Below are 23,442 nucleotides of genomic sequence, written 5' to 3' on the forward strand. Positions count from 1 at the left end.
CCACCCACCCGAGCGACGACGCCTACGTTGCACCGAGCGTCAATATCGTCAAGTAAGCCTTCTCTTGATTAAAAAGCCCCGCAGAGCGATCCGCGGGGCTTTTTTCATTGTGCGCGGTCTATATCGCATCATCAACACACAGTAAATTATGCATCAATATTTCTCATGATGATCAATGAATGAAAAACCATTACAGTACTGCTTACTTTTCGCCGTCAGGCTCCCGCATAATGACATTGCGTTAATGCAAGCCTGACACCGAACCATCCTCACTTTGAATGGAGCACTCATGTCCCTCTCGCCCGCCTTCTACGCCACCTGGAACCCACGCCTGCTGGGCCTGCTTCGCATCATCCTCGGCTTTCTCTTCCTGCAACACGGCACGGCCAAGCTGTTCGGCGCGCCGCACGTGGCCATGTTCGACGGCCTGCAACTGTTTTCCGTGATGGGCGCGGCCGGCGTCATCGAGCTGGTGGGCGGCAGCTTGCTGCTGCTGGGCCTGTTCACCCGCCCCGTCGCCTTCATCCTGTCGGGCCAGATGGCGGCCGCCTATTTCATGGCGCACGCGCCCGCCGGTTTCCTGCCGATCCTGAACGGCGGCGAAATGGCCGTCATGTACTGCTTCACCTTCCTGTACTTCGCGGCAGCGGGCGCCGGCGCCTACAGCCTGGATGGGCTGCGCGGCAAGGCTGGCGCATAAAAAAAGGGCGGACATCGCTGTCCGCCCTGCTTCCATAATACGATCCGTTCGGCTTACACGGCGGAAACGTCCAGTTCCGCGCCCGTGGCCGCCTGCACCTGCTCCTTGGTCACGCCCGGCGCCAGTTCCACCAGCTTCAGGCCGTTTTCCGTCACGTCGATGACGCCCAGGTCGCTGATGATAACGTCGACCACGCCCACGCCCGTCAGCGGCAAGTCGCACTGTTTCAGCAGCTTGTGCGACGTCGTGCCATCCTTGGCCGTGGCCACGTGTTCCATCAGCACGACGACTCTCTTGACGCCGGCGACGAGGTCCATCGCGCCGCCCATGCCCTTGACCATCTTGCCTGGAATCATCCAGTTCGCCAGGTCGCCCTTTTCCGACACCTGCATGGCGCCCAGGATGGCCAGGTTGATCTTGCCGCCGCGAATCATGCCGAACGAATCGGCCGAGCTGAAGTAGGCGGCACCGGGCAAGGCCGTCACCGTCTGCTTGCCAGCGTTGATCAGGTCGGCATCGACTTCCGCGTCGGTCGGGAACGGGCCGATGCCCAGCAAGCCGTTTTCCGACTGCAGGAATACCTCGATGTTCTCCGGCACATAGTTCGCCACCAGGGTCGGCAAGCCGATGCCCAGGTTCACATAAAAGCCATCCTGCAATTCCTTTGCCGCACGGGCAGCCATTTCGTCACGTGTCCAAGCCATAGTAATCTCCGTATTCTGTTTTATGCTTCGCTGCGCACGGTGCGCTGCTCGATGCGTTTTTCCGGGTTCGCGTTGACCACGATGCGGTGCACGAAGATGCTCGGCGTGTGGACCTGGTCCGGGTCGATCTCACCCACTTCCACCAGTTTTTCCACTTCGACGATGGTGATCTTGCCGGCCATGGCCACGTTCGGGTTGAAATTGCGCGCCGTCTTGCGGTAGACCAAATTGCCCGCGCGGTCGGCCATGTAGGCTTTGACCAGCGCCACGTCGGCCACGAGGCTGCGTTCCATCACGTATTGCTCGCCGTCGAATTCGCGGATTTCCTTGCCGTCGGCAACGATGGTGCCCACGCCCGTCTTGGTGAAGAAGGCGGGAATGCCGGCGCCGCCGGCGCGCAGTTTTTCGGCCAAGGTGCCTTGCGGCGTGAATTCCAGTTCCAATTCGCCAGCCAGGTACTGGCGCGCGAATTCCTTGTTTTCACCCACGTAGGAGGCGATCATTTTCTTGATCTGGCGCGTGGTCAACAGCTGGCCCAGGCCGAAGCCATCCACGCCTGCGTTATTCGAAATGGCAGTCAGGCCCGTCACGCCCGAATCGCGCAAGGCGCCGATCAGGGCTTCGGGAATGCCGCACAGGCCAAAGCCGCCGACGGCGATGGTCTGGCCATCTTGGACGATACCGGCCAGCGCCGAGGCGGCGTCAGGATAAACTTTATTCATGGGTGTCCCTCTATCTTTTGTTAAGCTTTGGTCTTGAGTCCATGACTCAGGCAGCGACTCAGCATAAAATACGCGAGTGGAAAGTACAATACCGTAGAACTACCGGCGCCGTGCCGGCAATCCCCCTGTGAGAGTGATACGTATCAGATGAACGCCGCGTCAGCCATCGATTATGAAAGCATCTTCCTGCACGCGCCCGTGGGCATGTGCATGTCGGAAAACCGTATCATGCGTAGCTGCAACGAAGCGCTGGCAGCCATGTTCGGCTATGCGCGCGCCCAGCTGGACGACCAGTCCTTCGAAGTACTCTACCCCACGCACGACGAATTCCTGCGCACCGGTGACCGCATCATCCCCATCATGAACGCCAAGGGCCGCTATTCGGACGAGCGCATCATGCGCCGCAGTAATGGGGAATTGTTCTGGTGCCATGTCACGGGCCACGCCATGCTGCCGCGGGAACCGCTGGGGCCGGGCATCTGGACGTTCGAGGATGTGAGCGAGAAACGTCCCGTGACGGCGGAGCTGACCCCGCGCGAGCGCGAAATCGCCGCCCTGCTGGTGGAAGGCAAGACCAGCAAGGTCATCGCCCGCCAGATCGACCTGAGCCCCCGCACGGTGGAAATGCACCGCGCCAAGCTGATGCGCAAATTCGCCGCGTCGACGTCGTCGGAGCTCGTGCACAAGCTGGTGGGACTGCAGCTGCAGCGCTAGGGCTGCAGCGCAAGCCGACGCATTAGAAGGTGCTCATGCCGCCATCGGCCGAAATGATGGCGCCGTTGATGAAATGCGAATCCTCGCCCGCCAGCAACAGCAGCAGGCCGTCGAGGTCTTCCGGCTTGCCCGGACGTTTATTCGGCAGCATTTCGATCAGCTTCTTGCCCTGCTCGGTGGCAAAGTAATCTTCATTGATTTCCGTGGAAATGTAGCCGGGGCAGATGGCGTTCGTGTTGATGCCGTACTTGCCCCACTCCACGGCCATGGCGCGCGTCATGTGCACCATGCCCGCCTTGCTCATGCAATACACGCCGATCTGCGGCAGCACCTGCAAGCCCGCCATCGAGGCGATATTGATGATGCGGTGCTGTTTCTTCGGGTCGCCCTTGGCGCGCGCGATCATGCGCTTGGCCGTTTGCTGGGCCACGAAGAACGATCCGCGCAGATTGGTGTCCATCACGAACGAGTAATCTTCGGGCGTGACGTCGACCAGGCGTTGCGTGGTGGAGACACCTGAATTGTTGACGAGGATATCGATGGGACCCGCTTCCGTTTCCGCGTGCGCGATGGCCGACTTGATGCTGGCGAAGTCGGTCACGTCGAGCGACACCACGTGCGCGGCGCCGCCGTCCGCTTCGATTTCGGCGCGTAATTCCTTCAGGCGTTCGGTGCGGCGCGACGCCAGCACGACCTGCGCGCCAGCCTGGGCCAGCACTTTGGCAAAGCGTGCGCCGAGGCCGCTCGATGCGCCGGTAATCAGGGCAATCTTGCCCTCGAAATTGACTTCTATGCCCACGAGCTACTCCTGTTTTATTTTAGACAACACTTTACGCCGTGCCTATGGCAATCGGGCAAATTCCCCCGCAGCGCACTCGAGCAAAAGTAAACGCCATCATTACACAAAATGGCCGGATTTAGATTGCGGCGAGGGGCAATGTCACGCAAAATGGCGCCAAAGTTGCAATCCTCGTCAAAAACAAGCACACTCGTGCTTAAATTTCCCCGATGATGCTTTATTCCCTATCCTTGCTACCTAATTGAGTAACTGACAATCGAGACCATGACACAGCCTAATAACTTAGTTGAACAGTACGGACCGCGCGAAACCATGGAGTATGACGTGGTGATCGTCGGCGGTGGCCCCGCAGGCTTGGCCGCGGCGATCCGCCTGAAGCAGCTGGCCTTAGACAAGAGCCAGGAAGTGTCCGTCTGCGTGCTGGAAAAAGGCGGCGAACTGGGCGCGCATATCCTGTCGGGCGCCATCATGGACCCGAAAGCGCTGACGGAACTGATTCCGAACTGGAAAGAACTGGGCGCGCCCCTGAACACGGAAGTGACGGAAGACCGCATCCTGTTCCTGACCGAAACGAAAGCGTATAAAACGCCAGGCTTCGCCGTGCCGGCATGCTTTGAAAATCACGGCAACTACATCGTCTCGCTGGGCAACGTGGTGCGCTGGATGGGCCAGCAGGCGGAAAACCTGGGTGTGGAAATCTTCCCGGGTTTCCCTGCCGCGGAAATCCTCTACAACGACGACGGCTCCGTGAAAGGCGTGGCGACCGGCAACATGGGCGTCAAGCGCGATGGCGAACCAGGCCCCGACTTCCAGCTGGGCATGGAATTGCACGCCAAGTACACCTTGTTCGCCGAAGGCGCGCGCGGCCACCTGGGCAAGCAATTGATGGCCAAGTATGACTTGAACGCCGGCAAGGATCCCCAGTCGTACGGCATCGGCATCAAGGAATTGTGGGAAATCGACCCGGCCCAGCACAAGCCGGGCCTGGTAATCCACTCGAGCGGCTGGCCGCTGGACACGAAAACCTACGGCGGCTCCTTCCTGTACCACCTGGAAAACAACCAGGTGATGGTCGGCTACGTGGTGGGTCTGAACTACGAAAACCCCTACCTGTCACCGTACGAGGAATTCCAGCGCTACAAGACGCATCCGGAAATCCGCAAGTTCTTCGAAGGCGGCAAGCGCATTTCGTACGGCGCGCGGGCGATCGCGGCCGGCGGCCTGCAATCGTTGCCGAAACTGGTGTTTGCCGGCGGCGCGCTGATCGGCTGCGATGCGGGCTTCCTGAACATGAGCCGCATCAAGGGCAGCCACGCGGCCATCAAGAGCGGCATGCTGGCGGCGGACGCGGCCTTCGGCGCGCTGGGCGAACAGCGCCAGCACGATGAACTGACGAGCTACCCTGTCGCATTCGAGAAATCCTGGCTGCATGAAGAACTGCACGTGGCGCGCAACGTCAAGCCATGGCTGTCGAAAGGCTTGTACCTGGGCAGCCTGATGACGGGCATCGACCAGCTGATCTTCCGCGGCAAGGCGCCGTGGACCCTGCACCACTCGCATGGCGACCACGAATGCCTGAAACCGGCCGCCCAGTCGAAAAAGATCGTGTATCCGAAACCCGATGGCAAGCTGACCTTCGACAAGATGTCGTCCGTGTTCATCTCGAACACGAACCACGCGGAAGACCAGCCTATCCACCTGACGTTGAAGAACGCCAGCGTCCCGGTCGACGTCAACCTGGCCACGTATGCCGGTCCGGAAGCGCGTTACTGTCCCGCCGGCGTGTACGAGTTCGTGAAGAACGACGACGGCGCCGAACGCCTGCAGATCAATGCACAGAACTGCGTGCACTGCAAGACCTGCGACATCAAGGACCCGACGCAAAACATCGTGTGGGTGACACCGGAAGGCGGCGGCGGGCCGAACTATCCGAATATGTAAGCGCGTCGCCGGGCATGCCTTGCCGTCAGTTCAACGGAAAGGCATGCCCGCAGCTCTTACAGATACTTGTCGCCGGCCAGGCGGCTGCGTATCGTTTTTGCCGGCGTGCCATAACTGACGCACAGATCGTCCACGGGCCGCGTCACCACGGCGCCGGCGCCAATCACGCAATGGCTGCCGATGCGCATGCGCTGCAGCAGCAAGGCGCCCATGCCCAGGGCGCTGCACGTACCAATGAAGCAATTGCCGCCGGTCGCCGCAGCCGGCGCCAGGCTGGAAAATGCCTCCATCACGGAATCGTGATCGAGCGAGGCGCGCGTGTTGACGATACAACCGTGCCCGACGTCACAGCCGGGATTGATCACCGCCCCCGCCATCACCACGCTGCCCGCGCCGATGCGCACGCCCCTGGCGACGCAGGCTTGCGGATGCACGGCGCTGACGAAGGGCAGTTGCCGGCACAATGCCGCCACGCGAGCGGTCACGCTTGACCGTACGAAGTTGTCGCCGATGGCCACCAGTATTCCTTGCACGGCGAGCTGTTCCACCAGGACCGGCAAATCGGACTCGGCGCCCAGGACGTGATAGCCCGAGGTTTCTTCGCCGACCGTCCGGAATGGGTCGATCAAGCCGGCAATGCGAAAGACCCCCTGCCGTTCGACGACGTCAATGACGACCTTCGCATGGCCCGACGAGCCAATGATCAAAATATTTTGCATATCCCAGCTGAAAAGTGAACGATATCGGATAGCGACCATCCCCAAAGGAAGGCACCAATTCCCGGGCATCATACCAGCAGCCCGGCGCAAGGCATGCCGCCCGTCCCCCCGGCAAGGTTTTTAAAACAGCTACTTTTCCCCGCGCTTTGACCAGCCAGCAACACCAAGTTTGCATTGCAACAGCATTCCTAGAGAAATTCCACTTGGAAAGTTTCTCAGAAGCACTTTCACCAGTTACAATTCCCTCTGCTAAATATTTCACCTTCCGCCCGCCCATGAACGCAAACGCCCTTCCCGCAGTGCCCCTCGACGCCGAATTGCAGCAGGCAATTACCGAACACCAGGCTGGCCGTTTTGCCGAGGCGGAAGAGCTTTACCTGGCGATTTTGCAGGCGCATCCCTATCACGCCATCGCCAACCACAATATGGGTTTATTGGCGGGACAGGTCGGGCAATACGAGGCCGGCCTGCCGTATCTGCACAAGGCGCTGTCGGTGAACCCCGACGAAGGCCAGTTCTGGCTGTCGTATGCGGATGGCTTGCTCAAGGCGGGCGAACGCGAACAGGCGCTGGAGATCGTGACGTCGGCCATCGCGCGCGGGCTCGACAACGAACAGTCGCAAGGCTTGCGCAGCCGCATCGAAACGGCGATCGCCAGCACGCCCACAGCGCAGGAAACACAGCACGTTATTGAGTTGTATCAAGCCGGCCACCATGCCGAACTGGAAGTGGCCAGCCACGCCCTGACGCAGCGCTATCCCGACTCCGACTTTGCCTGGAGCGTGCTGGGCACCGCCCTGCAATTACAGGGCAAGGATGCCTTCGAGGCCCTGCAAAAAACCGTGCAGCTGGCGCCCAACGATGCCGAAGCGCATGGCAACCTGGGTACCGCATGGCAGGAACGGGGTATGTATGCGCAAGCCGTGGCCAGCTATACCCGGGCGCTGGAACTGAATCCGGACTTTGTCGAGGCGCATGGCAACCTGGCGGCGGCGCTGCAGGCGCAAGGCAAGCTGGAACAGGCCGAACAGGCCTACCGTCAAGCGCTGGCGCTGCGTCCCGATTATGCCAAGGGCCATTTCAATCTCGGCAATACATTACAGCTCATGCAGCGCAGCGCCGAAGCCATCGCGTGCTATCAACGCGCGCTGGCCCTGCTGCCGGGCGACGCGGAAATTTATCTGAATCTGGGCAATGCGCAGCTAGACCTGAAACAATGGCAAGCGGCCATCGTCAGCTATCGTGCCGTACTGCAACTGGCGCCGCACACCAAGGCGGCACATGCCAACTTGGCGGCGGCGCTGCATGAGGCCGGAGAGTACGAGAATGCAGTGAAAATTTGCCAGTCTGGCATCATTTTGCATGCGGACGACGCCAAGCTGCACAATAACCTGGGACGCGCGTTTCAGTGGCTGGGGAAGGCTGAGGAAGCCATCGCCGCGTATGAACAGGCGATCGCGCTCGATGGCGATTTCCCTCAGGCGCTAAGCAATCTGGGCTTGCTTCAATGCAAACAGAAAAACTACGCGGCAGCCATCGAGTACTGCACGCGTGCGTATCACCTGCAACCAGACGATGGGCCAGCCAGCGCCCAGCTCGCCATCGCCTACGGCGCCGCCGAGGACAGGGATAATGCGCTGAAGTACTTTCAGCAGGCCGTTGATATGGCACCTGAGAACGCTGCAATGCACAAGCATCTGGGCGACTACTACAACAACATCAAGCGCTTCGAGCAAGCGGTCGCGCCATATCGCCAGGCAATTAAATACGAACCAGACAATAGCGAGACGCATAACAACCTCGGGGTCGTTCTACAGGAATTGAAGGCATACGACGAAGCGATCGCTGCCTACGCGCGCGCGCTGGAATTGAATCCAAAAAACACCTCGGCGCTCATTAATCGGGGATCGACACAGCAGGCGCAGAATCAAATCGAACTGGCCAAGCAGAGTTATCTTGCCGCTCTCGCTATCGACGCCGAATTCGATCGCGCTCACTTTGCGCTCGGCAATTGCCATGTGATCATGAACGAACCCCTGCTGGCCCTCGAGTGCTATCACAAGACGCTGGCAATCAACCCAGACTATCGCGATGCCTACGTCAATATCAGCGCCACTTTCAGCAATATCGGCCGGATAGATGAAGCCATTGAAACGTGCCGCAAGGGGCTGGCCGTTTGTCCGCTGTGGGAAACCCTGTTCAGCAACTACCTGTTCTTGCTGTCGCATAGCGCCAACATTGACGCCGAGACACTGTTTGCCGAACATCAGCGTTTTAGCGATACCTTCGAAAAGCGCGTCGCCAAAAGCCCACGCGGGCACGACAATACCCGCGACCCGCTGCGCACCCTGAAGGTTGGCTTCGTGTCAGGCGATCTGCTCAACCATCCGGTACCGCACTTCCTCATCCCGATCCTGGAAAATATCGCCGATGGCGCCCGGTTGTCACTGTATGCCTACCATAACAATCCGCAAAACGACGATATAACGGAGCGCTTGCGGGAAGTCATTCCCCACTGGCGCCAGGTCGAGAACCTGTCCGATCCGGACCTGGGCCAGCTGATCCGCGACGATGGCATCGACATCCTGATCGATTTGTCCGGCCACACGGGCAAGAACCGGCTGCTCATGTTTGCCGCCAAGCCCGCCCCAGTCCAGGCCAGCTGGATCGGCTACCCGCTCACGACGGGACTGCAGGCGATCGATTATTATCTGAGCGATCAGTACTTCACGCCGCCGGACGAATTGGGCAGCCAGTTCTCCGAAAAACTGATGCTGCTCCCCGCCTGCGTGCCATTCCTGCCATCCGAGCTTGCGCCCAGCATTGAGCCGGCGCCCGTATTGGCAAATGGCTATATCACGTTTGGCAGTTTCAACCGCACCAACAAAATCAATCGCCAGGTCATCGCGCGCTGGGCCAGGGTGCTGCGCGCCGTCCCCGATTCCAAAATGATCGTGGCGGCCATGCCGAAATCGGAAGCGCCGCCACAACTGGCTGCCTGGTTCGCGGAAGAAGGCATTGCGCCGGAGCGCCTGACCTTCGAAGGACGCACGAGCATGGCCCAATTCATGGCCATCCATCACCGCATCGATATCTGCCTCGACGCCTTCCCGTATTGCGGCAGCACGACAACCCTGCATGCGCTGTGGATGGGCGTGCCCACGCTCACGACGGCAGGTCCCACCATGCCTAGCCGCGCCGGCAACATGATCATGCGCCAGGTCGAACTCGATGACTTCATCGCCACCGACGAAGACGATTTCGTGCGCAAGAGCGTGTCCATGGCGGCCAACCCCATGCTGCTGGGCGCCTACCGTTTCAGCATGCGGCACCGCCTGGAGCGCTCGATCCTGGGCAAGCCCAAGCTGATCACGGAAGGGCTGGAAAATGGCCTGCGCATGGCCTGGCAACGCTGGTGCGAAGGCTTGCCGCCAGTTTCGTTCGAAGCGCCCGTGGCCGTGCCCAACCCGCCGATCGGATTATGATGAGCACTCAAAAAAACAAACCAATCTATGTCACCCAGCCCCTGCTGCCGCCGCTGGAGGATTTCCTGCCGTATCTGGAAACGATCTGGGACAACAAGATCCTGACCAATGGCGGCCCGTTCCACCAGCAGCTCGAGCAGGCGCTGTGCGACTACCTGGGCGTCAAGCATATCTGCCTGTTCGCCAATGGCACGCTGGCATTGATGACGGCCTTGCAGGCGCTGCGCATCAATGGTGAAGTGATCACGACGCCGTACTCGTTTGTCGCCACAGCTCATTCCCTGCTGTGGAACAACATCAAGCCCGTCTTTGCCGACATCGAGCCGCACAGCCTGAACCTCGACCCGACCAAAATCGAGGCGGCCATCACGCCGCAGACCACCGCCATCATGCCCGTGCACTGCTACGGCCGGCCATGCGACATCGATGCCATCGAGAAAATTGCCGACAACTATAATCTGAAGGTGATCTACGATGCGGCGCATGCGTTTGGCGTGCGCCACCGGGGCGGCAGCGTGCTCAATCACGGCGACCTGTCCGTGATCAGCTTTCACGCCACCAAGATCTTCAATACCTTCGAAGGCGGCGCCATCGTCTGCCCCGACGCCAAGACCAAGCAACGCATCGACCATCTGAAAAACTTCGGCTTCGTCGATGAAGTCACGGTTGTGGCCGCTGGCATCAACGGCAAGATGAGCGAAATCAATGCCGCCTTCGGCTTGCTGCAGCTCAAGGGCATTGACGGGGCGCGCCAGAAGCGCAAGGCGATCGACGCGCATTACCGCCAGCAGCTGGCCGGCATCGGTGGCATCACCTGCGTGCAGCAAGGCGATGCCGAGGCCGCCAACAACGCGTATTTCCCCATCCTGGTCGGCCCCGGCTACCCGCTGTCGCGCGACGCCCTGTTCCAGTTGCTGCGCGACCAGGAAATCTACGCGCGCCGCTATTTTTACCCGCTCATCAGCGACTTCCCCATGTACCGAGGCATGCCGTCTGCGGCGCACGCGAACCTGCCCGTTGCGCGGCTGGCGTCGTCGCAAGTGATCTGCCTGCCCATCTATCCCGATCTGGAGATGGCGACCGTGGACGCCATTATCGCCATGATCGCCGCACCCGCACTGCAACAAGAAGTGATACGGAACATCGCCTGATGCAAATTTCCACCGAAACCAATTTTTCCGGCGTAGCGGAGAACCACCCATGGTCGGCGCAATTCACGGTACTGGGCTACGCAGATGGCGCCATCAGCACCCTGCCCCATCAATTTTTCCGCAACTGGCTGGATCAGGAACCGCAGAGCGGCCACTTTTATATTGGGCGCGGCTCCTGTTTCGGCGTCGGTTCGCTGGTGAAGTATGACAGCGGACAGCAAAGCCTGTGCGTGGGGCGCTATGTGGCCGGTGGCTCGCGCCTGAGTTTCATCCTCAATGGCCAGCATGAAATGCGCACGGTCTCGACGTTCATGCTGTCCATCCTCGGCGATGGCTTGAAAAATACGCCGCCGCCACAGTATGCCGACACGGTGATCAAGAACGATGTGTGGATCGGCGACGAAGCAATGGTGCTGGGCGGCAGCGTGATCGAAAACGGCTGCGTCATCGGCGCGCGCTCGCTGCTGCCACCGAATTTCCGCTCAGAACCTTATGGCATCTATGCAGGCTCGCCGGCGCGCCTGATCCGTTACCGCTTCACGGAAAAAGTCCGTGCCGCGCTGCTGGAGCTGGCCTGGTGGGAAATGCCACTGGAATGGGTACGCAACAATAACGCCATGTTCATGGAAGACCTGTGCGCCGACGAAGCGAAGGCCTTGCTGGTCATCGACATCCTGAAAAGCAGTCGCAAGCAATGGGAGTCGGAACACGGCGGCGTGGCCGATTGAACTTGCACAGCCTGTCATTATGGCAATGAAAAATAAATTTCCATACGGCATTTAATAAAGTGGAATGCAGGGTCGCCTTGTACGGGTAGGAGCAGATAAACAGTCGCTCCTACCCGTAACCACCCAATTAGGAATGACACCATGCTGAGCCTTCACACCAACGCTGCCTCCCTGTCGGCACAAAATTCGATCTCGAATACCCAATCCAAACTGTCGACTTCGATGACGCGCCTGAGCACCGGCTTCCGCATCAATTCGGCCATGGACGACGCTGCCGGCCTGCAGATCGCCACCCGCCTGAAAGCACAAACGAGCGGCATGACCGTTGCGATGAACAACACGCAAAACAGCACCTCGCTGTTGCAAACGGCCGAAGGCGCGTTCGCTGAAGTAACCAACATGCTGGTGCGCATGAAAGACTTGGCGACCCAGGCTTCCGATGCTTCGTCGACCGCCGCCGACAAGACCGCCATGCAAGCTGAATACAATGCATTGGGCCAGGAACTGTACAACGTGATGACCAACACCACGTTCGGCGGTACAGCACTGCTGGGCGACGGCAGCGGCGCAGCCAAGGGCACCTTGTCGACTTCGATGACCTTCCAGATCGGCGCGAGCTCGACCGAGAAAATGAGCTTCGACGTGTCGACCAACCTGGCATCGCTGAACACGGCCCTGAGCGGCCTGAGCAAAAACTTCTCGTCGGGTGCCTCGACCGGCGCCAACGAACTGACCAGCACTGCCAACGCCACCATCGGCCTGCTGGCCACCGCCATCGACAGCGTCAGCACCGTGCGTTCGGCACTGGGCGCGACGGCTAACCGTCTGGACCACGTCAACACCAACCTGTCGAACATCGCCACCAACACCAAAGCCGCTACCGGCCGCATCATGGACACCGACTTCGCTACCGAAAGCTCGAACATGACGTCGTCGCAAATGCTGCTGCAAGCTGGCACCGCGATGCTGAAACAAAGCAACAGCATGTCCTCGATGGTCATGTCCCTGCTGCAATAATATTGACCCTGGCCGCTTGCGGCCAGTCTCTCGAAGCCAGACTCCGGTCTGGCTTTTTTTTCGTGCGCGCCTGGCGCCAGCATGCCGCAACAGCATCAGGACGGGCCGGCGAAGCAACAAATCGCACTTATTTTAAAAAATTTCCTTAAAGCATTTAATTAAGATGGCGGCACGGTCGTCTTGTACTGATAGGAGCAGATAAATCGTCGCTCCTCACCGTAACCACCTAATTAGGAATGACACCATGCTGAGCCTTCACACCAACGCTGCCTCCCTGTCGGCACAAAATTCGATCTCGAATACCCAATCCAAACTGTCGACTTCGATGACGCGCCTGAGCACCGGCTTCCGTATCAACTCGGCAATGGACGATGCTGCCGGCCTGCAAATCGCCACCCGTCTGAAAGCACAAACGAGCGGCATGACCGTTGCGATGAACAACACGCAAAACAGCACCTCGATGCTGCAAACGGCCGAAGGCGCGTTCGCTGAAGTGACCAACATGCTGGTGCGCATGAAAGACCTGGCTACCCAGGCATCCGATGCTTCGTCGACCGCCGCCGACAAGACCGCCATGCAAGCCGAGTACAACGCATTGGGCCAGGAACTGTACAACGTCATGACCAACACCACGTTCGGCGGCACCAAGCTGCTGGGCAAAGGTAGCGCCGCAGCTGACGGCACGCTGTCGACGTCGATGACGTTCCAGATCGGCGCCAGCTCGACCGAAAAAATGACGTTCGACGTTTCGGGCAACCTGAGCTCGCTGAACGCAGCCCTGACCGGCCTGAGCGCCAACTTCTCGAGCGCCGCCGCGGCAGGCGCAACGGAACTGACGTCCAACGCCAACGCCAATATCGGCCTGCTGGCTACCGCCATCGACAGCGTCAGCACCTTGCGTTCGGCACTGGGCGCGACGGCTAACCGTCTCGACCACGTCAACACCAACTTGTCGAACATCGCCACCAACACCAAAGCCGCTACCGGCCGCATCATGGACACCGACTTCGCTACCGAAAGCTCGAACATGACGTCGTCGCAAATGCTGCTGCAAGCTGGTACCGCAATGCTGAAACAAAGCAACAGCATGTCCTCGATGGTCATGTCCCTGCTGCAATAATATTGACCCGGCCGCTTGCGGCCAGTCTCTCGAAGCCAGACTCCGGTCTGGCTTTTTTTTCGCCTGCAGTGACGTGCATTTCCAGCATATTGAACTAAATTGCCATCATGTTTAACGATGTTGCCGGCATAGTCGCCTATACAAGGTAGAACACCGAACAATCGCCTACTGGAGCCGCCGCGTGCTGAGCATTCATACCAATACTGCCGCACTGTCTGCCCAGCGGGCCATGGGCTGGGCGCAGCAAATGCTGTCGACGTCGATGACGCGCCTCTCCACGGGCTTTCGCATCAACTCGGCCATGGACGACGCGGCAGGCTTGCAGATCGCCACCCGGCTGAGCGCCCAGACCAGCGGCATGGCGGTGGCCATGCGCAATACGCAAAACAGTACTTCCCTGCTGCAAACGGCCGAAGGCGCGTTTGGCGAAGTGACCGCCATGCTGGTGCGCATGAAGGACCTGGCCACGCAGGCAGCGGACGCCTCGTCGAACCAGAAGGACCGCGACGCCATGCAGGGCGAATACGATGCGCTGGGCGCCGAGCTGTACAACGTCATGACGAACACCCGCTACGGCGGCACTTTATTGCTGGGCAACGGCAGCGCCGGCATGGGCACCTTGTCGCAAGCGATGACGTTCCAGATCGGCGCCACCGGCAGCGAGACCATGCAGTTCAGCGTGGCGGGCGACATGGGCGCGCTCAACACTGCGCTGCAGGCGATCTCCGTCAATTTCGCGCCGGGCGCCACAGCCGGCAGCGAGTTTGCCAGCAACAGCAGCGCCAACGGCATGATCGACATGCTGGCGGCGGCCGTCGACAAGGTCGGCAGCGTGCGCTCGGCGCTGGGCGCCACCGCGAACCGGCTCGGCCACGTCTACAATAACTTGTCCAACATGGTCACCAACACCAAGGCCGCCATCGGCCGCATCATGGACGTCGATTACGCGGCTGAAAGCGCCAACATGACGTCGGCGCAAATGCTGATGCAAGCGAGTACGGCCATGCTCAAGCAAAGCCAGAGCATGAGCAAGCTGATTCTTTCTTTACTACAATAATTACCGGCAGGACGCGATGGCGGATCGGATGAATATGTATCAGCAGGAAGCAATGGCATGGCGATAGACCGCATTGCATCGGGCAACCCGGTGCCCCTGATTACCCAGCGCTTCGACGTCAGCCCCGCTACGCCGATGGTGCCTGGCGTGGTGCAGCCGCTGGTGCCTATCGGCCCCTATATGGCGCCCGCGCCCGACGCCGGCACCCTGCCCGCCCAGCTGCAACAAAAGGGACAGGACAGCCTGGCGTCCCTCATCAAACCCAATGCCGAGGGCACGGGCGGCGCCTTGCCGCGCGACAGCAGCGCCATGCAGGTCAACCAGCTCTTCTTCACGCGCCAGCTGGTCTGGCAGCCGCCCGACGCGGCGCAGCTGGCCGCCTCATGGCGCGTGATGGTGCGCACGTATGGCGACCAATACGCGGCCCTGCAGGAGCAGGCGCGCGGCCAGCACGTGCCGGGCAGCCTGTTCATGGCCGAACAGCAGCCGGCCCTGCTGCGCGAAGGCGCCCGCCCGCCCTTGACGGTCGACAGCGAAGCGTGGCGCTTTGCCGTGTATGGCTGGGGCGGCCAGCGCCTGCTGCTGCGCGTGCTGGCCAGCGACGAGGATGAAGAAGCAACGCCCAAGCGGCGCGGCAAGGTGGCGCTGCGCGTCGAACTGATCATCATCGGCATCGGCCGGGTCGTGATCCAGATGGAACCGTCCGGCGACGGCGTGCTGCTGGAACTGGCCGCCGACGAGGAAGCGGCATTGCGCCATTTGCGCCTGGCCCTGCCCGAAATCGCCGACGCCGTACGGCGCGCAGGCCTGCGCCTGGTGCGCTGCCGCCTGAACCGCCAGTTGCACGCGCAGCGCGTACACGGCAACTATCCGATGCAGGCGGGCGCCGCCTCGCTGTCGCTGCCCCTGTTCCGCGCCATGGCAGAAGTGGCCCTGCTGCTGACGCAGCCGGAAGCGGAAGTGGCGGCCGATCCCGATGCACCGGCAGAGGCGCCCGCGTCCGAGCCGGAAGAAGAAATCATTGCCTCGAAGGAAGTGGCGGCGCCGTTCGGTTACGATTATGGCGACGCGTCGGTGGACGCACAGGAAGAGGAAGTATTCATGCTGGCCGGGCCGGCGGAGCCGACGCAGGATTTGCTGCCGCCCATCGACGAGCAGGATTGACGCGGCATAAAAAAACGGCGCCCGAAGCGCCGTTTTTTCATTTTATCCCACCGTGCCGATAATGCTCACTTCGCGGTTTTCCGGGATTTCGTTGTACGACAGCACGTGCAGGCCCGGCGCGAACAGGCGCGCATAACGGGCCAGCAGCGGACGGATCTGCGGCAGCACCAGCAGCAGCGGCGGCGTGGCCTGCTGCTTCATCTGCTCGCGCGCCACCGGCATGTTTACTTGCAGCTGAGACAGCAGATGCGGGTCGATCGGGTAATTATCGAGGGTCACCTTGCCCGACTGGCGCGCCTGGTTCAGGGAACCGAGCAGCATGTTTTCCAGCTCGCCGCCCAGGTTAAACGCCTGCATTTCCATTTTCTGGCCGAACAGGCCGCTGACGATCTGGCGCCGCAGCGCGCAGCGCACTTCGGCCGCCAGCAGGATCGGATCCTTGGTCGTTTCCGAGCTGTCGAGCAAGGTGGTGGCGATGGGCACGATATCCTTCAGTGACACGTTTTCCGCCAGCAAGACGCGGAACACGCGCAGCAGCTGCGTGTGCGTCAGCGCCTTGTCCAGCGCGCCGGCCAGTTTCGGCGACAGGGCCGTCAGGCGCTCCATCATGTTCGACACGTCTTCGTGGCGGAACAGTTCCGGCAAGTACTCGCGCACCATCTTCGACAAGTGCGTGGCGATCACGCTGGGCGCCTCGATGACCTGGTAGCCGAGGCCCAGCGCATGCGCCTTTTCGCCCGGTTCGATCCACGTGACGGGCATGCCGTAGGCCGGCTCGATGCCGGGAATGCCGTCCAGCTGGCCATACACGTTCGGCGACGGAATCGCCATCAGGCGGTCGGCCTGCACTTCCGCCTGCGCCACCACGGTGCCTGACAGCACGATCGCGTATTGCGACGGCTTCAAGGCCAGGTCGTCGCGCACGCCGATGTTCGGCAACAGCAAGCCCATCGATTCGGACAGGCTCTGGCGCACGCCCTTGACGCGCTTGTTCAACGGCTCGCCTTGCGTCTTGTCCACCATGCCGACCAGCTTGTAACCGAGCATCACCATCAACGGCTGCACGGCGGGCAATTGCTGCCATTCCAGTTCGACGGGCTTGTCATCGCGCAAGGCCGCCTCGATGGCCGCCATGCCGGCCGCGTCGGGCCCCTTCACGCGCTTGGTCAGGCGCCAGGCCACGAAGGCCAGCACGGCCGCAAAGGTCATGAACATGAACCACGGCATGCCCGGAATCAAGGCCAGCGCCACCATCATGCCGGCCGCGCTGTAGATCACCGTTGGCGAGGTCAGCACCTGGCCTGCCACTTGCTGTTCGAAGTCGCCCGAATCGCTGATGCGGGTCACCAGGATGGCGGCTGCGGCCGACAGCAGCAGCGCCGGGATCTGCGCCACCAGGCCATCACCGATGGTCAGCAGTGCGTATTGGCGGAAGGCGTCGCCGAACGACAGGTCGTGCATCAGCGAGCCGATGGCCACGCCGCCGACCATGTTGATAATCAAGATCAAGATACTGGCGACGGCGTCGCCGCGCACGAACTTCGATGCGCCGTCCATGGCGCCATAGAAATCCGCTTCGGCGGCCACGTCCTTGCGGCGGATCTGGGCTTTTTCCTGATTGATCAGGCCGGCGTTCAGGTCGGCGTCGATCGCCATCTGCTTGCCTGGCAAGGCATCGAGCGTAAAGCGCGCCGACACTTCGGAAATACGCTCGGCGCCCTTGGTGACGACGGCGAAGTTGATGATCATCAAGATCACGAAGACGACGATACCGACGACGAAGTTACCGCCGATCACCACGTTACCAAACGCCTCGATCACCTTACCGGCCGCATCAGCGCCCGTATGGCCGTGCAGCAACACCACGCGCGTGGACGCCACGTTCAGGGTCAGCCTGAGCATGGTGGTGGCCAGGATCACCGTCGGGAAGACGGAAAAATCAAGCGGCCGCTTGGCCGACACGCTGACGAGGATGACGATCAGTGCCAGCACGATATTGAAGGTGAACAAGATATCGAGCAGCACGGGCGGCAGCGGCAGGATGATCATCGCCAGGATCACCAGCAGGAACAGCGGCGTGGCGAACTTGTGGCGGCGCATTTCGGCAACCAACCGGTTCAGGAAATTCATGAAGGTACTACCTCGCTCAAATGAGATGGCACGACCACCTCGGTGGGAAATGGGGGCTGGGCGGCGCGCTGCCCAGTACGGAATGCTTTCAGCTGCAGGATGTAGTTGAGCACCTGCGACACGGCCTGGTACAGCTGCACGGGAATCTGCTGCTGCACCTGGCTGGTGTTGTAGATGGCGCGCGCCAGCGGCGGCAACTCCAGCGTTTCGATATTGTGTTCCTTCGCCACTTGCCGGATATACAGCGCCATCTCGTCGACGCCCTTGGCGACGACGAACGGCGCCTCGGCGCGGTCCTGGTCATACTTCAATGCGACGGCGTAATGCTCGGGATTGACGATCACCACGTCGGCGTCGGGCACCGTCTTGCGCACGCTGCGCCGGCCGATCTGCTGCTGCAGCTGGCGGATGCGCTGGCGCACTTCGGGCCGCCCTTCGCTGCTTTTATGTTCTTCCTTGACGTCCTGCTTGCTCATGCGCTGGTTGCGGGCAAAGAAAAACGCCTGCGCCGGCACGTCGATGATGGCAAACAGGACGAAGACGGAAATGAGCGCCATCAGGCCGTCGAGCATCAGCGCCGAGCCATCGAGCATGGCCTGCTGCAGGGGCCGGTGCTGCAAGTCCACGTACTGCGTCAGGCTGGAGCGGCTCACGTGCACGAGCACCATGCCCAGCACGACTGCCTTGGCGATGGACAGGCCGAATTCAAACGCATGCTTGGGCGCAATCAAGCGGCCCAGGTTCTTGGCCGGGCTCAGGCGCTCCATCTTCGGCGCCCAGTTCTTCGTGCTGATGACCCAGCCGCCGGGGATCAAGGAACCGAGCACGACGAACAAGGGCACGCAAAACAGCGGCACGATCATCTTGATCAGCAAGCTCACCGACGTGGTAAACGCCATCGACATGGCATTTTCCAGCGCGCCCTTGCTGTCGAGCGGCATGAAGGCCATGGCGAACAGTTCGCGAAAGCTGAGCAGATAGCCCGGCAGCAGGTAAATGAAGACCTTCATGCTGATCAGGATGCCCAGCGCCGTCGACAGGTCGCGCGAACGCACCACCTGCCCTTCCTGGCGCGATTTCTTCAGCTTCTGCGCTGAGGCCTTTTCTGTTTTGTCGCCCGTGCTGCTATCCGCCATGGGCCACCCGCATCTGTTCCTGGATCATGTCGAGCACGCGGTTCGTCATGGCGACATAGTGCTCCGGGATAAAGCGCACGATCTGTATCAGCATCAGCAAGCCGAACATGGTGATCATCGAAAAACCCAGCGAAAACAGGTTCAGCGACGGCGCCACCCGGTTCAGGAAGCCAAAGCCCAGCTGCACCACCATAGTGGAAAAGACGATGGGCAAGGCCAGCAGCATGGCGGCGGCGAAAATCCACGCCACGTTATACGCCACCGTCTGCAGCAGCAGCGGCCCGTAGCCCTGCCCCACGGGCCAGGCCGTGAAACTGGCGCCGATCACGCCCGTCAGCACGAGGTGGCCGTCGATGGCGAAAAACACGATCATGCACATGATGGTGAGCAGGCCGGAAATCACGTCCGACGAAGTGCCGTTGAGCGGGTCGTTCATGACGGCCATGGAAAAGCCCACCTGGCTCGACACCAGGTAGCCGAGCACCGACATGACGGACATGGCGAAGTGGAAAGCCAGGCCCAGCACGAAGCCGACGATGGCCTGCTCCAGCGTGGCGACGAGGGCGTGCAGGGAAAACGGATCGATCTTCAGCAAGTCCTGCGACACGCCCGACGCCTGCATCACGGGCAGCATCAGGATCGCCAGCACCAGCGACAGCAGCACCCGCACGGGGACGGGAACCATGGCGTCGCCGATCACGGGCGAGGCGCTGAGCATGGCCAGGATGCGGCAGAACGGCCACCACACGGCCAGCAGAAACGGCAGCACCTGATTGAAAATCTGATCCATGGCGCGCGGCGCTATCCGACCAGGGTGGCGGCGCGCTGAAAAATGGACACGCAATAATCCATCAGGTAACCGGCCATCCAGCGTCCGGCCAGGATCAGGGCCAGCAGGGTGACCAGCAGGCGAGGCAGGAAACTCATGGTCTGCTCATTGATCGAGGTGGCCGCCTGCACCAGCGCGACCAGCAAGCCCATGAGCAAACCCGGCACGACCAGGATCACCACCAGCAGCATGACGACATGCAATGCTTCAATGATCAGGTCGACGGCGACTTCAGGGGTAAACATAGGTCAATAGCCCTGTATGCTGGTAACCAAGGTGTTGACGGTCAGGGTCCAGCCATCGACGAGCACGAACAGCAGCAGCTTGAACGGCAGCGAGATGACGAGCGGCGACAGCATCATCATGCCCATGGCCATCAGCACTGACGCCACCACCAGGTCGATGATGAGGAAAGGGATGAACAGCATGCAGCCGATCTGGAACGCCGTCTTGAGTTCAGACAACACAAACGCGGCCAGCTTGACCGTGAAACTGTGGTCTTGCGGACGCATGCTCGACGGTTCGCCGGCCAGGTGGGCGATCTGCGCCAGCGCGGCCTTGCTCGTCTGCGCCAGCATGAAGCGCGAAATGGGCACTTCGGCAATTTTCAAGGCTTCCTGCATGCCGATCTGGTCGCGGTCGTAGGGCACGAACGCTTCCTTCCACACTTGGTCGCCGATGGGACGCATGACGAGCAAGGTGAGAATCAGGGCGATGCCGGTGACGATACGATTAGGCAAGCCCTGCTGCAGGCCCAGGGCCTGGCGCAGCAGGGACAGCACGATGACGAAGCGGGTAAAGCTGGTCATCATCATGACCATCACGGGCAGCAGCCCGAGCAGGGTCATGACGACGAGGATCTGCATCTTCACCGACAAATCGGTCTTCGCGCCCGGCACCACGCCGGACAGCAGGTCCTGCGCACCGGCGGCGCTGCAGCATAGCATCAGAACAGGGACAGCCAGCGCGGCAGCCAGCGCGCCGCGGCGCCGGCTCAAACCGGGTACCGCCAGCTTCATGCTGTCATCAGGTCGAGATTGAGGCCGTCGAGGTCGATGACTTTCAGGCCATAGTTCTCGCCGGCCACCACCACTTCGGCACGTCCGATCGGCGTGCCGTTGACCTTGATCACCAGCGGTTCGCCGGCCAGCATGTCGAGTTCGATCACGCTTTCCGGGCCGATGGCCATCAATTCTTCCAGCGAGATGCGGGCCGAGCCCACTTCCAGGGTCAGGGTGACGGGAATCTTGCGCATCATCTGCGGAATGTCGCGGCGCGCGCGGGTGCTGGCCACGTCGGAGACGTCGCCCTGGTCGATGATCATGTCATCGCCCAGGTCTTCCAGCAGGGTTTCGCTCTGGTTGGTATCGGTCATATTCATATTATTCGACATCTTCAAATGAGGTTAAACAGAGCTTGCCCTTGTGTTCGGAAACAGCCGCTGTAAATAAACGGGAATCGTCGAGCATGACGTCGGTACGGCTCAGGCTGACGGGAATCACGTCGCCCACGCGCAAGTCGAACAGGGCGCCCAGTTGCACCTGCTTGCTGACAAGGCGGCCTTCCAGGGTTACCTGCAGGCGCGAAGCGAGCGGACGCACGCTGCCGCGCAAGGCCTTCTTCGCTTGCGCGCGCTCGGGCAGCAGGCCGCGCAGCACGTCGGCCATCAGGCGCTTGTCCAGCGAGAACCAGAACTGGCCGCTCTGCCCCGCCTCGACGTCGCTCAGGGCCACGGTGATGATCCAGCTGCCGCGTGCCGGGTGCACGCCGGACTGCACGGCGACCTCGGCATTGGTGTCGATGTCGCTGCTCTTGCCCAGGGTTTGCAGGTTTTTGTGGATGCGGGCAAACAAGCTGCCCACCAACTGTTGTCCAAGCACCACAGCGAGGCGTTCTTCCGTGGCCGTCACGCGCACTTGCGCCGGATCGGGCAGCGGCCCCTTGGCGCCGGCACTACCATAGCGATAGTTCAGCACGCTCAAGAGTATCTGCCGCTCGAGCGCAAAGCCCGGCTGGCCAGCCTGCGTGGAAAAACTCAGCCAGCGGTTCGCGCTGTCCTCGTTCTCGACGCGCGACAAGGTCACGGCATCGATCTGGAAATTACCCCAGTAGCGACGGCTCATGGGCTGGCGCAGGGCCACGGCCAGGTCGTCGCGCAGCTGGGCGCCGAATACATGCAGCAAATGGACAGGACGTCCAAGCAGACAGGAATCGAGGACTTGATGGCGCACAGTTTGATCTGTCTTAGTGGTTATCATGAGGGTCATGTCGTATTGCGGTGGCAGAACAAATTATACGGATCGCCCGAAATTAAATACAGCATCATCTTGCTCTTGCCGACAGGCTTGCAAGCAAACGATTGCGCATCGTATCGCATGCTGGATGACTACGGTGCTGAACAATACATGAAAATGCTAAATATTGCCATGTATCAATATTCCTTGAGGCAATCCTCTCTTTACTTTATAGTTGCCCCGAGGTAAGCTTATAGGGACAAAATAGTGATTTGCAGTGTGCCATTCCGCTTACCTGATTCCGGTTTTTTATGGCAGTTTTCAGTTCTTCTTATTGCCACCAGCAGAAACTTTTATCAGATAAATATTAGTTGTCATGGCCATGTAAATCCTGTCGGCGCGGGTTTGCTGAGTTTGTTTGAGTCTGCTTGAGCGGATGGTGTGGCAACTGATAAAACTGATGGGCCCTGCGGATCGGGCCGGGCAAAATCGCATGACATGCAATTCTGCCGGAATGGCAACACCAGTAATTTCTGATTGATACGTCACCGCATATTGAAAGTAGAGGGCAAGATGAGCAACGAACTCGCAGGTCTGATCAAGGCCGATCTGGCAGCACTGAGCAATGACGCGCGCGCCCTGGGCGCCAGCATCGCGCCGGCCGCCCAGTTCGGCGCACCGGAGCAATCGGGCTTCTCGTTTGCGCAAAGCATGAAAGACGCCATCGGCAAGGTCAACGGCGACGACCGCCTGGCCGCGCAAAAAATGAGCGATGTCGACAGCGGCAAGAGCGACGACATGGTCGGCGCCATGCTGGCCAGCCAGGAAGCGAGCCTGTCCTTCTCCATGTTGATGCAAGTGCGCAACAAAGTCATGGGCGCCGTCGACGAACTCATCAAACTGCCTCTGTAATCTTCACGCCCTGATCCACGCCCAGCCTCCCAGCGAAAGTTACCCCAAGTGATTACCACCATGAAGTCCGCATTTGCGCGCTGGCGCCCTGGCGCCCAGCCCGCCATCCCGCCCGCCCTGCTGAAAAACCTGGTTCCCATCGTCGTGCTGGCCATCGGCATCACCGCCATGGTGACCATG

General features: G+C 60.6%; 22 protein-coding genes. 11 read left to right on the forward strand and 11 right to left on the reverse strand.

All coding sequences use genetic code 11. The annotated features are described in order from the left end of the window. Nucleotides 1–289: 289 nt before the first annotated feature. The gene (locus GYK42_RS28240) at nucleotides 290–700 is read left to right on the forward strand and encodes a DoxX family protein (RefSeq protein WP_166450195.1); all 411 of its coding nucleotides are present in this window, start codon (nucleotides 290–292) and stop codon (nucleotides 698–700) included. A 53-nt stretch (nucleotides 701–753) separates the two neighbouring features. Here GYK42_RS28240 and GYK42_RS28245 read toward each other — a convergent pair whose 3' ends face one another. Both GYK42_RS28245 and GYK42_RS28250 read right to left on the reverse strand, forming a co-directional pair. After that, entirely contained in the window at nucleotides 754–1,404 is a 651-nt protein-coding gene (locus GYK42_RS28245; protein WP_035818065.1) for a CoA transferase subunit B, read from the reverse strand. 20 nt (nucleotides 1,405–1,424) lie between these two features. Next, complete coding sequence (locus GYK42_RS28250; protein WP_058048076.1) at nucleotides 1,425–2,126, reverse strand: CoA transferase subunit A; 702 nt, start codon at nucleotides 2,124–2,126, stop codon at nucleotides 1,425–1,427. A gap of 147 nt (nucleotides 2,127–2,273) precedes the next feature. On the opposite strand from GYK42_RS28250, the gene GYK42_RS28255 reads away from it, so the two are divergent. Continuing rightward, entirely contained in the window at nucleotides 2,274–2,840 is a 567-nt protein-coding gene (locus GYK42_RS28255) for a LuxR C-terminal-related transcriptional regulator (protein ID WP_166450196.1), read from the forward strand. A gap of 22 nt (nucleotides 2,841–2,862) precedes the next feature. Here the strand turns inward: GYK42_RS28255 and GYK42_RS28260 are convergent, their stop codons facing one another. Further along, nucleotides 2,863–3,639: an SDR family oxidoreductase gene (locus GYK42_RS28260; protein ID WP_034752351.1), complete on the reverse strand. Its 777-nt coding sequence runs from the start codon at nucleotides 3,637–3,639 to the stop codon at nucleotides 2,863–2,865. A gap of 264 nt (nucleotides 3,640–3,903) precedes the next feature. Here GYK42_RS28260 and GYK42_RS28265 point away from each other — a divergent pair, with 264 nt between their 5' ends. Continuing rightward, entirely contained in the window at nucleotides 3,904–5,580 is a 1,677-nt protein-coding gene (locus GYK42_RS28265) for an electron transfer flavoprotein-ubiquinone oxidoreductase (protein WP_205711595.1), read from the forward strand. Between the two features lie 56 nt (nucleotides 5,581–5,636). Here the strand turns inward: GYK42_RS28265 and GYK42_RS28270 are convergent, their stop codons facing one another. Continuing rightward, entirely contained in the window at nucleotides 5,637–6,299 is a 663-nt protein-coding gene (locus GYK42_RS28270) for an acetyltransferase (protein ID WP_166450197.1), read from the reverse strand. Nucleotides 6,300–6,574: 275 nt separating this feature from the next. On the opposite strand from GYK42_RS28270, the gene GYK42_RS28275 reads away from it, so the two are divergent. The 7 genes from GYK42_RS28275 (at nucleotide 6,575) to GYK42_RS28305 (ending at nucleotide 16,021) form a co-directional block, all read left to right on the forward strand. Further along, on the forward strand, nucleotides 6,575–9,784 hold the full coding sequence (locus GYK42_RS28275; protein WP_166450198.1) for a tetratricopeptide repeat protein: 3,210 nt from the start codon (nucleotides 6,575–6,577) through the stop codon (nucleotides 9,782–9,784). Continuing rightward, nucleotides 9,784–10,935 carry a DegT/DnrJ/EryC1/StrS family aminotransferase gene (locus tag GYK42_RS28280; protein ID WP_166450199.1) on the forward strand — a complete coding sequence of 384 codons (1,152 nt, stop codon included), beginning with the start codon at nucleotides 9,784–9,786 and terminating at the stop codon, nucleotides 10,933–10,935. Before GYK42_RS28275 ends, GYK42_RS28280 begins: the two co-directional genes overlap by 1 nt. Next, complete coding sequence (locus GYK42_RS28285) at nucleotides 10,935–11,663, forward strand: acetyltransferase (protein ID WP_166450200.1); 729 nt, start codon at nucleotides 10,935–10,937, stop codon at nucleotides 11,661–11,663. The genes GYK42_RS28280 and GYK42_RS28285 overlap by 1 nt, the downstream gene beginning before the upstream one ends. A gap of 141 nt (nucleotides 11,664–11,804) precedes the next feature. Continuing rightward, nucleotides 11,805–12,680, forward strand: coding sequence for a flagellin (locus GYK42_RS28290; protein WP_046684921.1), 876 nt, complete (start codon nucleotides 11,805–11,807; stop codon nucleotides 12,678–12,680). Between the two features lie 244 nt (nucleotides 12,681–12,924). Beyond that, on the forward strand, nucleotides 12,925–13,800 hold the full coding sequence (locus tag GYK42_RS28295; RefSeq protein WP_046684920.1) for a flagellin: 876 nt from the start codon (nucleotides 12,925–12,927) through the stop codon (nucleotides 13,798–13,800). Nucleotides 13,801–13,981: 181 nt separating this feature from the next. After that, complete coding sequence (locus GYK42_RS28300; RefSeq protein WP_166450201.1) at nucleotides 13,982–14,857, forward strand: flagellin; 876 nt, start codon at nucleotides 13,982–13,984, stop codon at nucleotides 14,855–14,857. 57 nt (nucleotides 14,858–14,914) lie between these two features. Continuing rightward, on the forward strand, nucleotides 14,915–16,021 hold the full coding sequence (locus GYK42_RS28305; RefSeq protein WP_205711596.1) for a hypothetical protein: 1,107 nt from the start codon (nucleotides 14,915–14,917) through the stop codon (nucleotides 16,019–16,021). A 42-nt stretch (nucleotides 16,022–16,063) separates the two neighbouring features. On the opposite strand, the gene GYK42_RS28310 is transcribed toward GYK42_RS28305, so the two are convergent. The 7 genes from GYK42_RS28310 to GYK42_RS28340 are packed head-to-tail and all read right to left on the reverse strand — an operon-like array spanning nucleotide 16,064 to nucleotide 22,347. Then, on the reverse strand, nucleotides 16,064–18,151 hold the full coding sequence (locus GYK42_RS28310; protein WP_166450202.1) for a flagellar biosynthesis protein FlhA: 2,088 nt from the start codon (nucleotides 18,149–18,151) through the stop codon (nucleotides 16,064–16,066). Next, entirely contained in the window at nucleotides 18,148–19,287 is a 1,140-nt protein-coding gene (gene flhB, locus GYK42_RS28315) for a flagellar type III secretion system protein FlhB (protein ID WP_166450203.1), read from the reverse strand. The genes GYK42_RS28310 and flhB overlap by 4 nt, the downstream gene beginning before the upstream one ends. Then, entirely contained in the window at nucleotides 19,277–20,077 is an 801-nt protein-coding gene (locus tag GYK42_RS28320; RefSeq protein ID WP_166450204.1) for a flagellar biosynthetic protein FliR, read from the reverse strand. The genes flhB and GYK42_RS28320 overlap by 11 nt, the downstream gene beginning before the upstream one ends. An 11-nt stretch (nucleotides 20,078–20,088) precedes the next feature. Then, nucleotides 20,089–20,361, reverse strand: coding sequence for a flagellar biosynthetic protein FliQ (locus GYK42_RS28325; RefSeq protein ID WP_034757874.1), 273 nt, complete (start codon nucleotides 20,359–20,361; stop codon nucleotides 20,089–20,091). Nucleotides 20,362–20,364: 3 nt separating this feature from the next. Then, nucleotides 20,365–21,135 (reverse strand): flagellar type III secretion system pore protein FliP, encoded by a 771-nt coding sequence (gene fliP, locus GYK42_RS28330; RefSeq protein ID WP_046684915.1) that lies wholly within the window; start codon nucleotides 21,133–21,135, stop codon nucleotides 20,365–20,367. Then, on the reverse strand, nucleotides 21,132–21,497 hold the full coding sequence (locus GYK42_RS28335; protein ID WP_046684914.1) for a FliM/FliN family flagellar motor switch protein: 366 nt from the start codon (nucleotides 21,495–21,497) through the stop codon (nucleotides 21,132–21,134). The genes fliP and GYK42_RS28335 overlap by 4 nt, the downstream gene beginning before the upstream one ends. A 1-nt stretch (nucleotide 21,498) precedes the next feature. Further along, nucleotides 21,499–22,347 (reverse strand): FliM/FliN family flagellar motor switch protein, encoded by an 849-nt coding sequence (locus tag GYK42_RS28340; RefSeq protein ID WP_235432957.1) that lies wholly within the window; start codon nucleotides 22,345–22,347, stop codon nucleotides 21,499–21,501. A 576-nt stretch (nucleotides 22,348–22,923) separates the two neighbouring features. On the opposite strand from GYK42_RS28340, the gene GYK42_RS28345 reads away from it, so the two are divergent. Beyond that, nucleotides 22,924–23,262, forward strand: coding sequence for a flagellar hook-basal body complex protein FliE (locus tag GYK42_RS28345; protein ID WP_034757853.1), 339 nt, complete (start codon nucleotides 22,924–22,926; stop codon nucleotides 23,260–23,262). Nucleotides 23,263–23,442: the final 180 nt, after the last annotated feature.

This window comes from Janthinobacterium lividum (assembly GCF_011601275.1).
In the GTDB taxonomy this organism is placed as follows: domain Bacteria; phylum Pseudomonadota; class Gammaproteobacteria; order Burkholderiales; family Burkholderiaceae_D; genus Janthinobacterium; species Janthinobacterium lividum_E.

What these genes read in the sequence shown, in the direction of transcription:
- GYK42_RS28255 (WP_166450196.1), top strand. Translation starts at nt 2,274, where the DNA reads ATGAACGCCGCGTCAGCCATCGATTATGAAAGCATCTTCCTGCACGCG.
- fliP (WP_046684915.1), bottom strand. Translation starts at nt 21,135, where the DNA reads ATGAAGCTGGCGGTACCCGGTTTGAGCCGGCGCCGCGGCGCGCTGGCT.
- GYK42_RS28310 (WP_166450202.1), bottom strand. Translation starts at nt 18,151, where the DNA reads ATGAATTTCCTGAACCGGTTGGTTGCCGAAATGCGCCGCCACAAGTTC.
- GYK42_RS28275 (WP_166450198.1), top strand. Translation starts at nt 6,575, where the DNA reads ATGAACGCAAACGCCCTTCCCGCAGTGCCCCTCGACGCCGAATTGCAG.
- GYK42_RS28335 (WP_046684914.1), bottom strand. Translation starts at nt 21,497, where the DNA reads ATGAATATGACCGATACCAACCAGAGCGAAACCCTGCTGGAAGACCTG.
- GYK42_RS28295 (WP_046684920.1), top strand. Translation starts at nt 12,925, where the DNA reads ATGCTGAGCCTTCACACCAACGCTGCCTCCCTGTCGGCACAAAATTCG.
- GYK42_RS28280 (WP_166450199.1), top strand. Translation starts at nt 9,784, where the DNA reads ATGAGCACTCAAAAAAACAAACCAATCTATGTCACCCAGCCCCTGCTG.
- flhB (WP_166450203.1), bottom strand. Translation starts at nt 19,287, where the DNA reads ATGGCGGATAGCAGCACGGGCGACAAAACAGAAAAGGCCTCAGCGCAG.
- GYK42_RS28265 (WP_205711595.1), top strand. Translation starts at nt 3,904, where the DNA reads ATGACACAGCCTAATAACTTAGTTGAACAGTACGGACCGCGCGAAACC.
- GYK42_RS28345 (WP_034757853.1), top strand. Translation starts at nt 22,924, where the DNA reads ATGAGCAACGAACTCGCAGGTCTGATCAAGGCCGATCTGGCAGCACTG.
- GYK42_RS28285 (WP_166450200.1), top strand. Translation starts at nt 10,935, where the DNA reads ATGCAAATTTCCACCGAAACCAATTTTTCCGGCGTAGCGGAGAACCAC.
- GYK42_RS28245 (WP_035818065.1), bottom strand. Translation starts at nt 1,404, where the DNA reads ATGGCTTGGACACGTGACGAAATGGCTGCCCGTGCGGCAAAGGAATTG.
- GYK42_RS28320 (WP_166450204.1), bottom strand. Translation starts at nt 20,077, where the DNA reads ATGGATCAGATTTTCAATCAGGTGCTGCCGTTTCTGCTGGCCGTGTGG.
- GYK42_RS28290 (WP_046684921.1), top strand. Translation starts at nt 11,805, where the DNA reads ATGCTGAGCCTTCACACCAACGCTGCCTCCCTGTCGGCACAAAATTCG.
- GYK42_RS28270 (WP_166450197.1), bottom strand. Translation starts at nt 6,299, where the DNA reads ATGCAAAATATTTTGATCATTGGCTCGTCGGGCCATGCGAAGGTCGTC.
- GYK42_RS28305 (WP_205711596.1), top strand. Translation starts at nt 14,915, where the DNA reads ATGGCGATAGACCGCATTGCATCGGGCAACCCGGTGCCCCTGATTACC.
- GYK42_RS28250 (WP_058048076.1), bottom strand. Translation starts at nt 2,126, where the DNA reads ATGAATAAAGTTTATCCTGACGCCGCCTCGGCGCTGGCCGGTATCGTC.
- GYK42_RS28325 (WP_034757874.1), bottom strand. Translation starts at nt 20,361, where the DNA reads ATGTTTACCCCTGAAGTCGCCGTCGACCTGATCATTGAAGCATTGCAT.
- GYK42_RS28240 (WP_166450195.1), top strand. Translation starts at nt 290, where the DNA reads ATGTCCCTCTCGCCCGCCTTCTACGCCACCTGGAACCCACGCCTGCTG.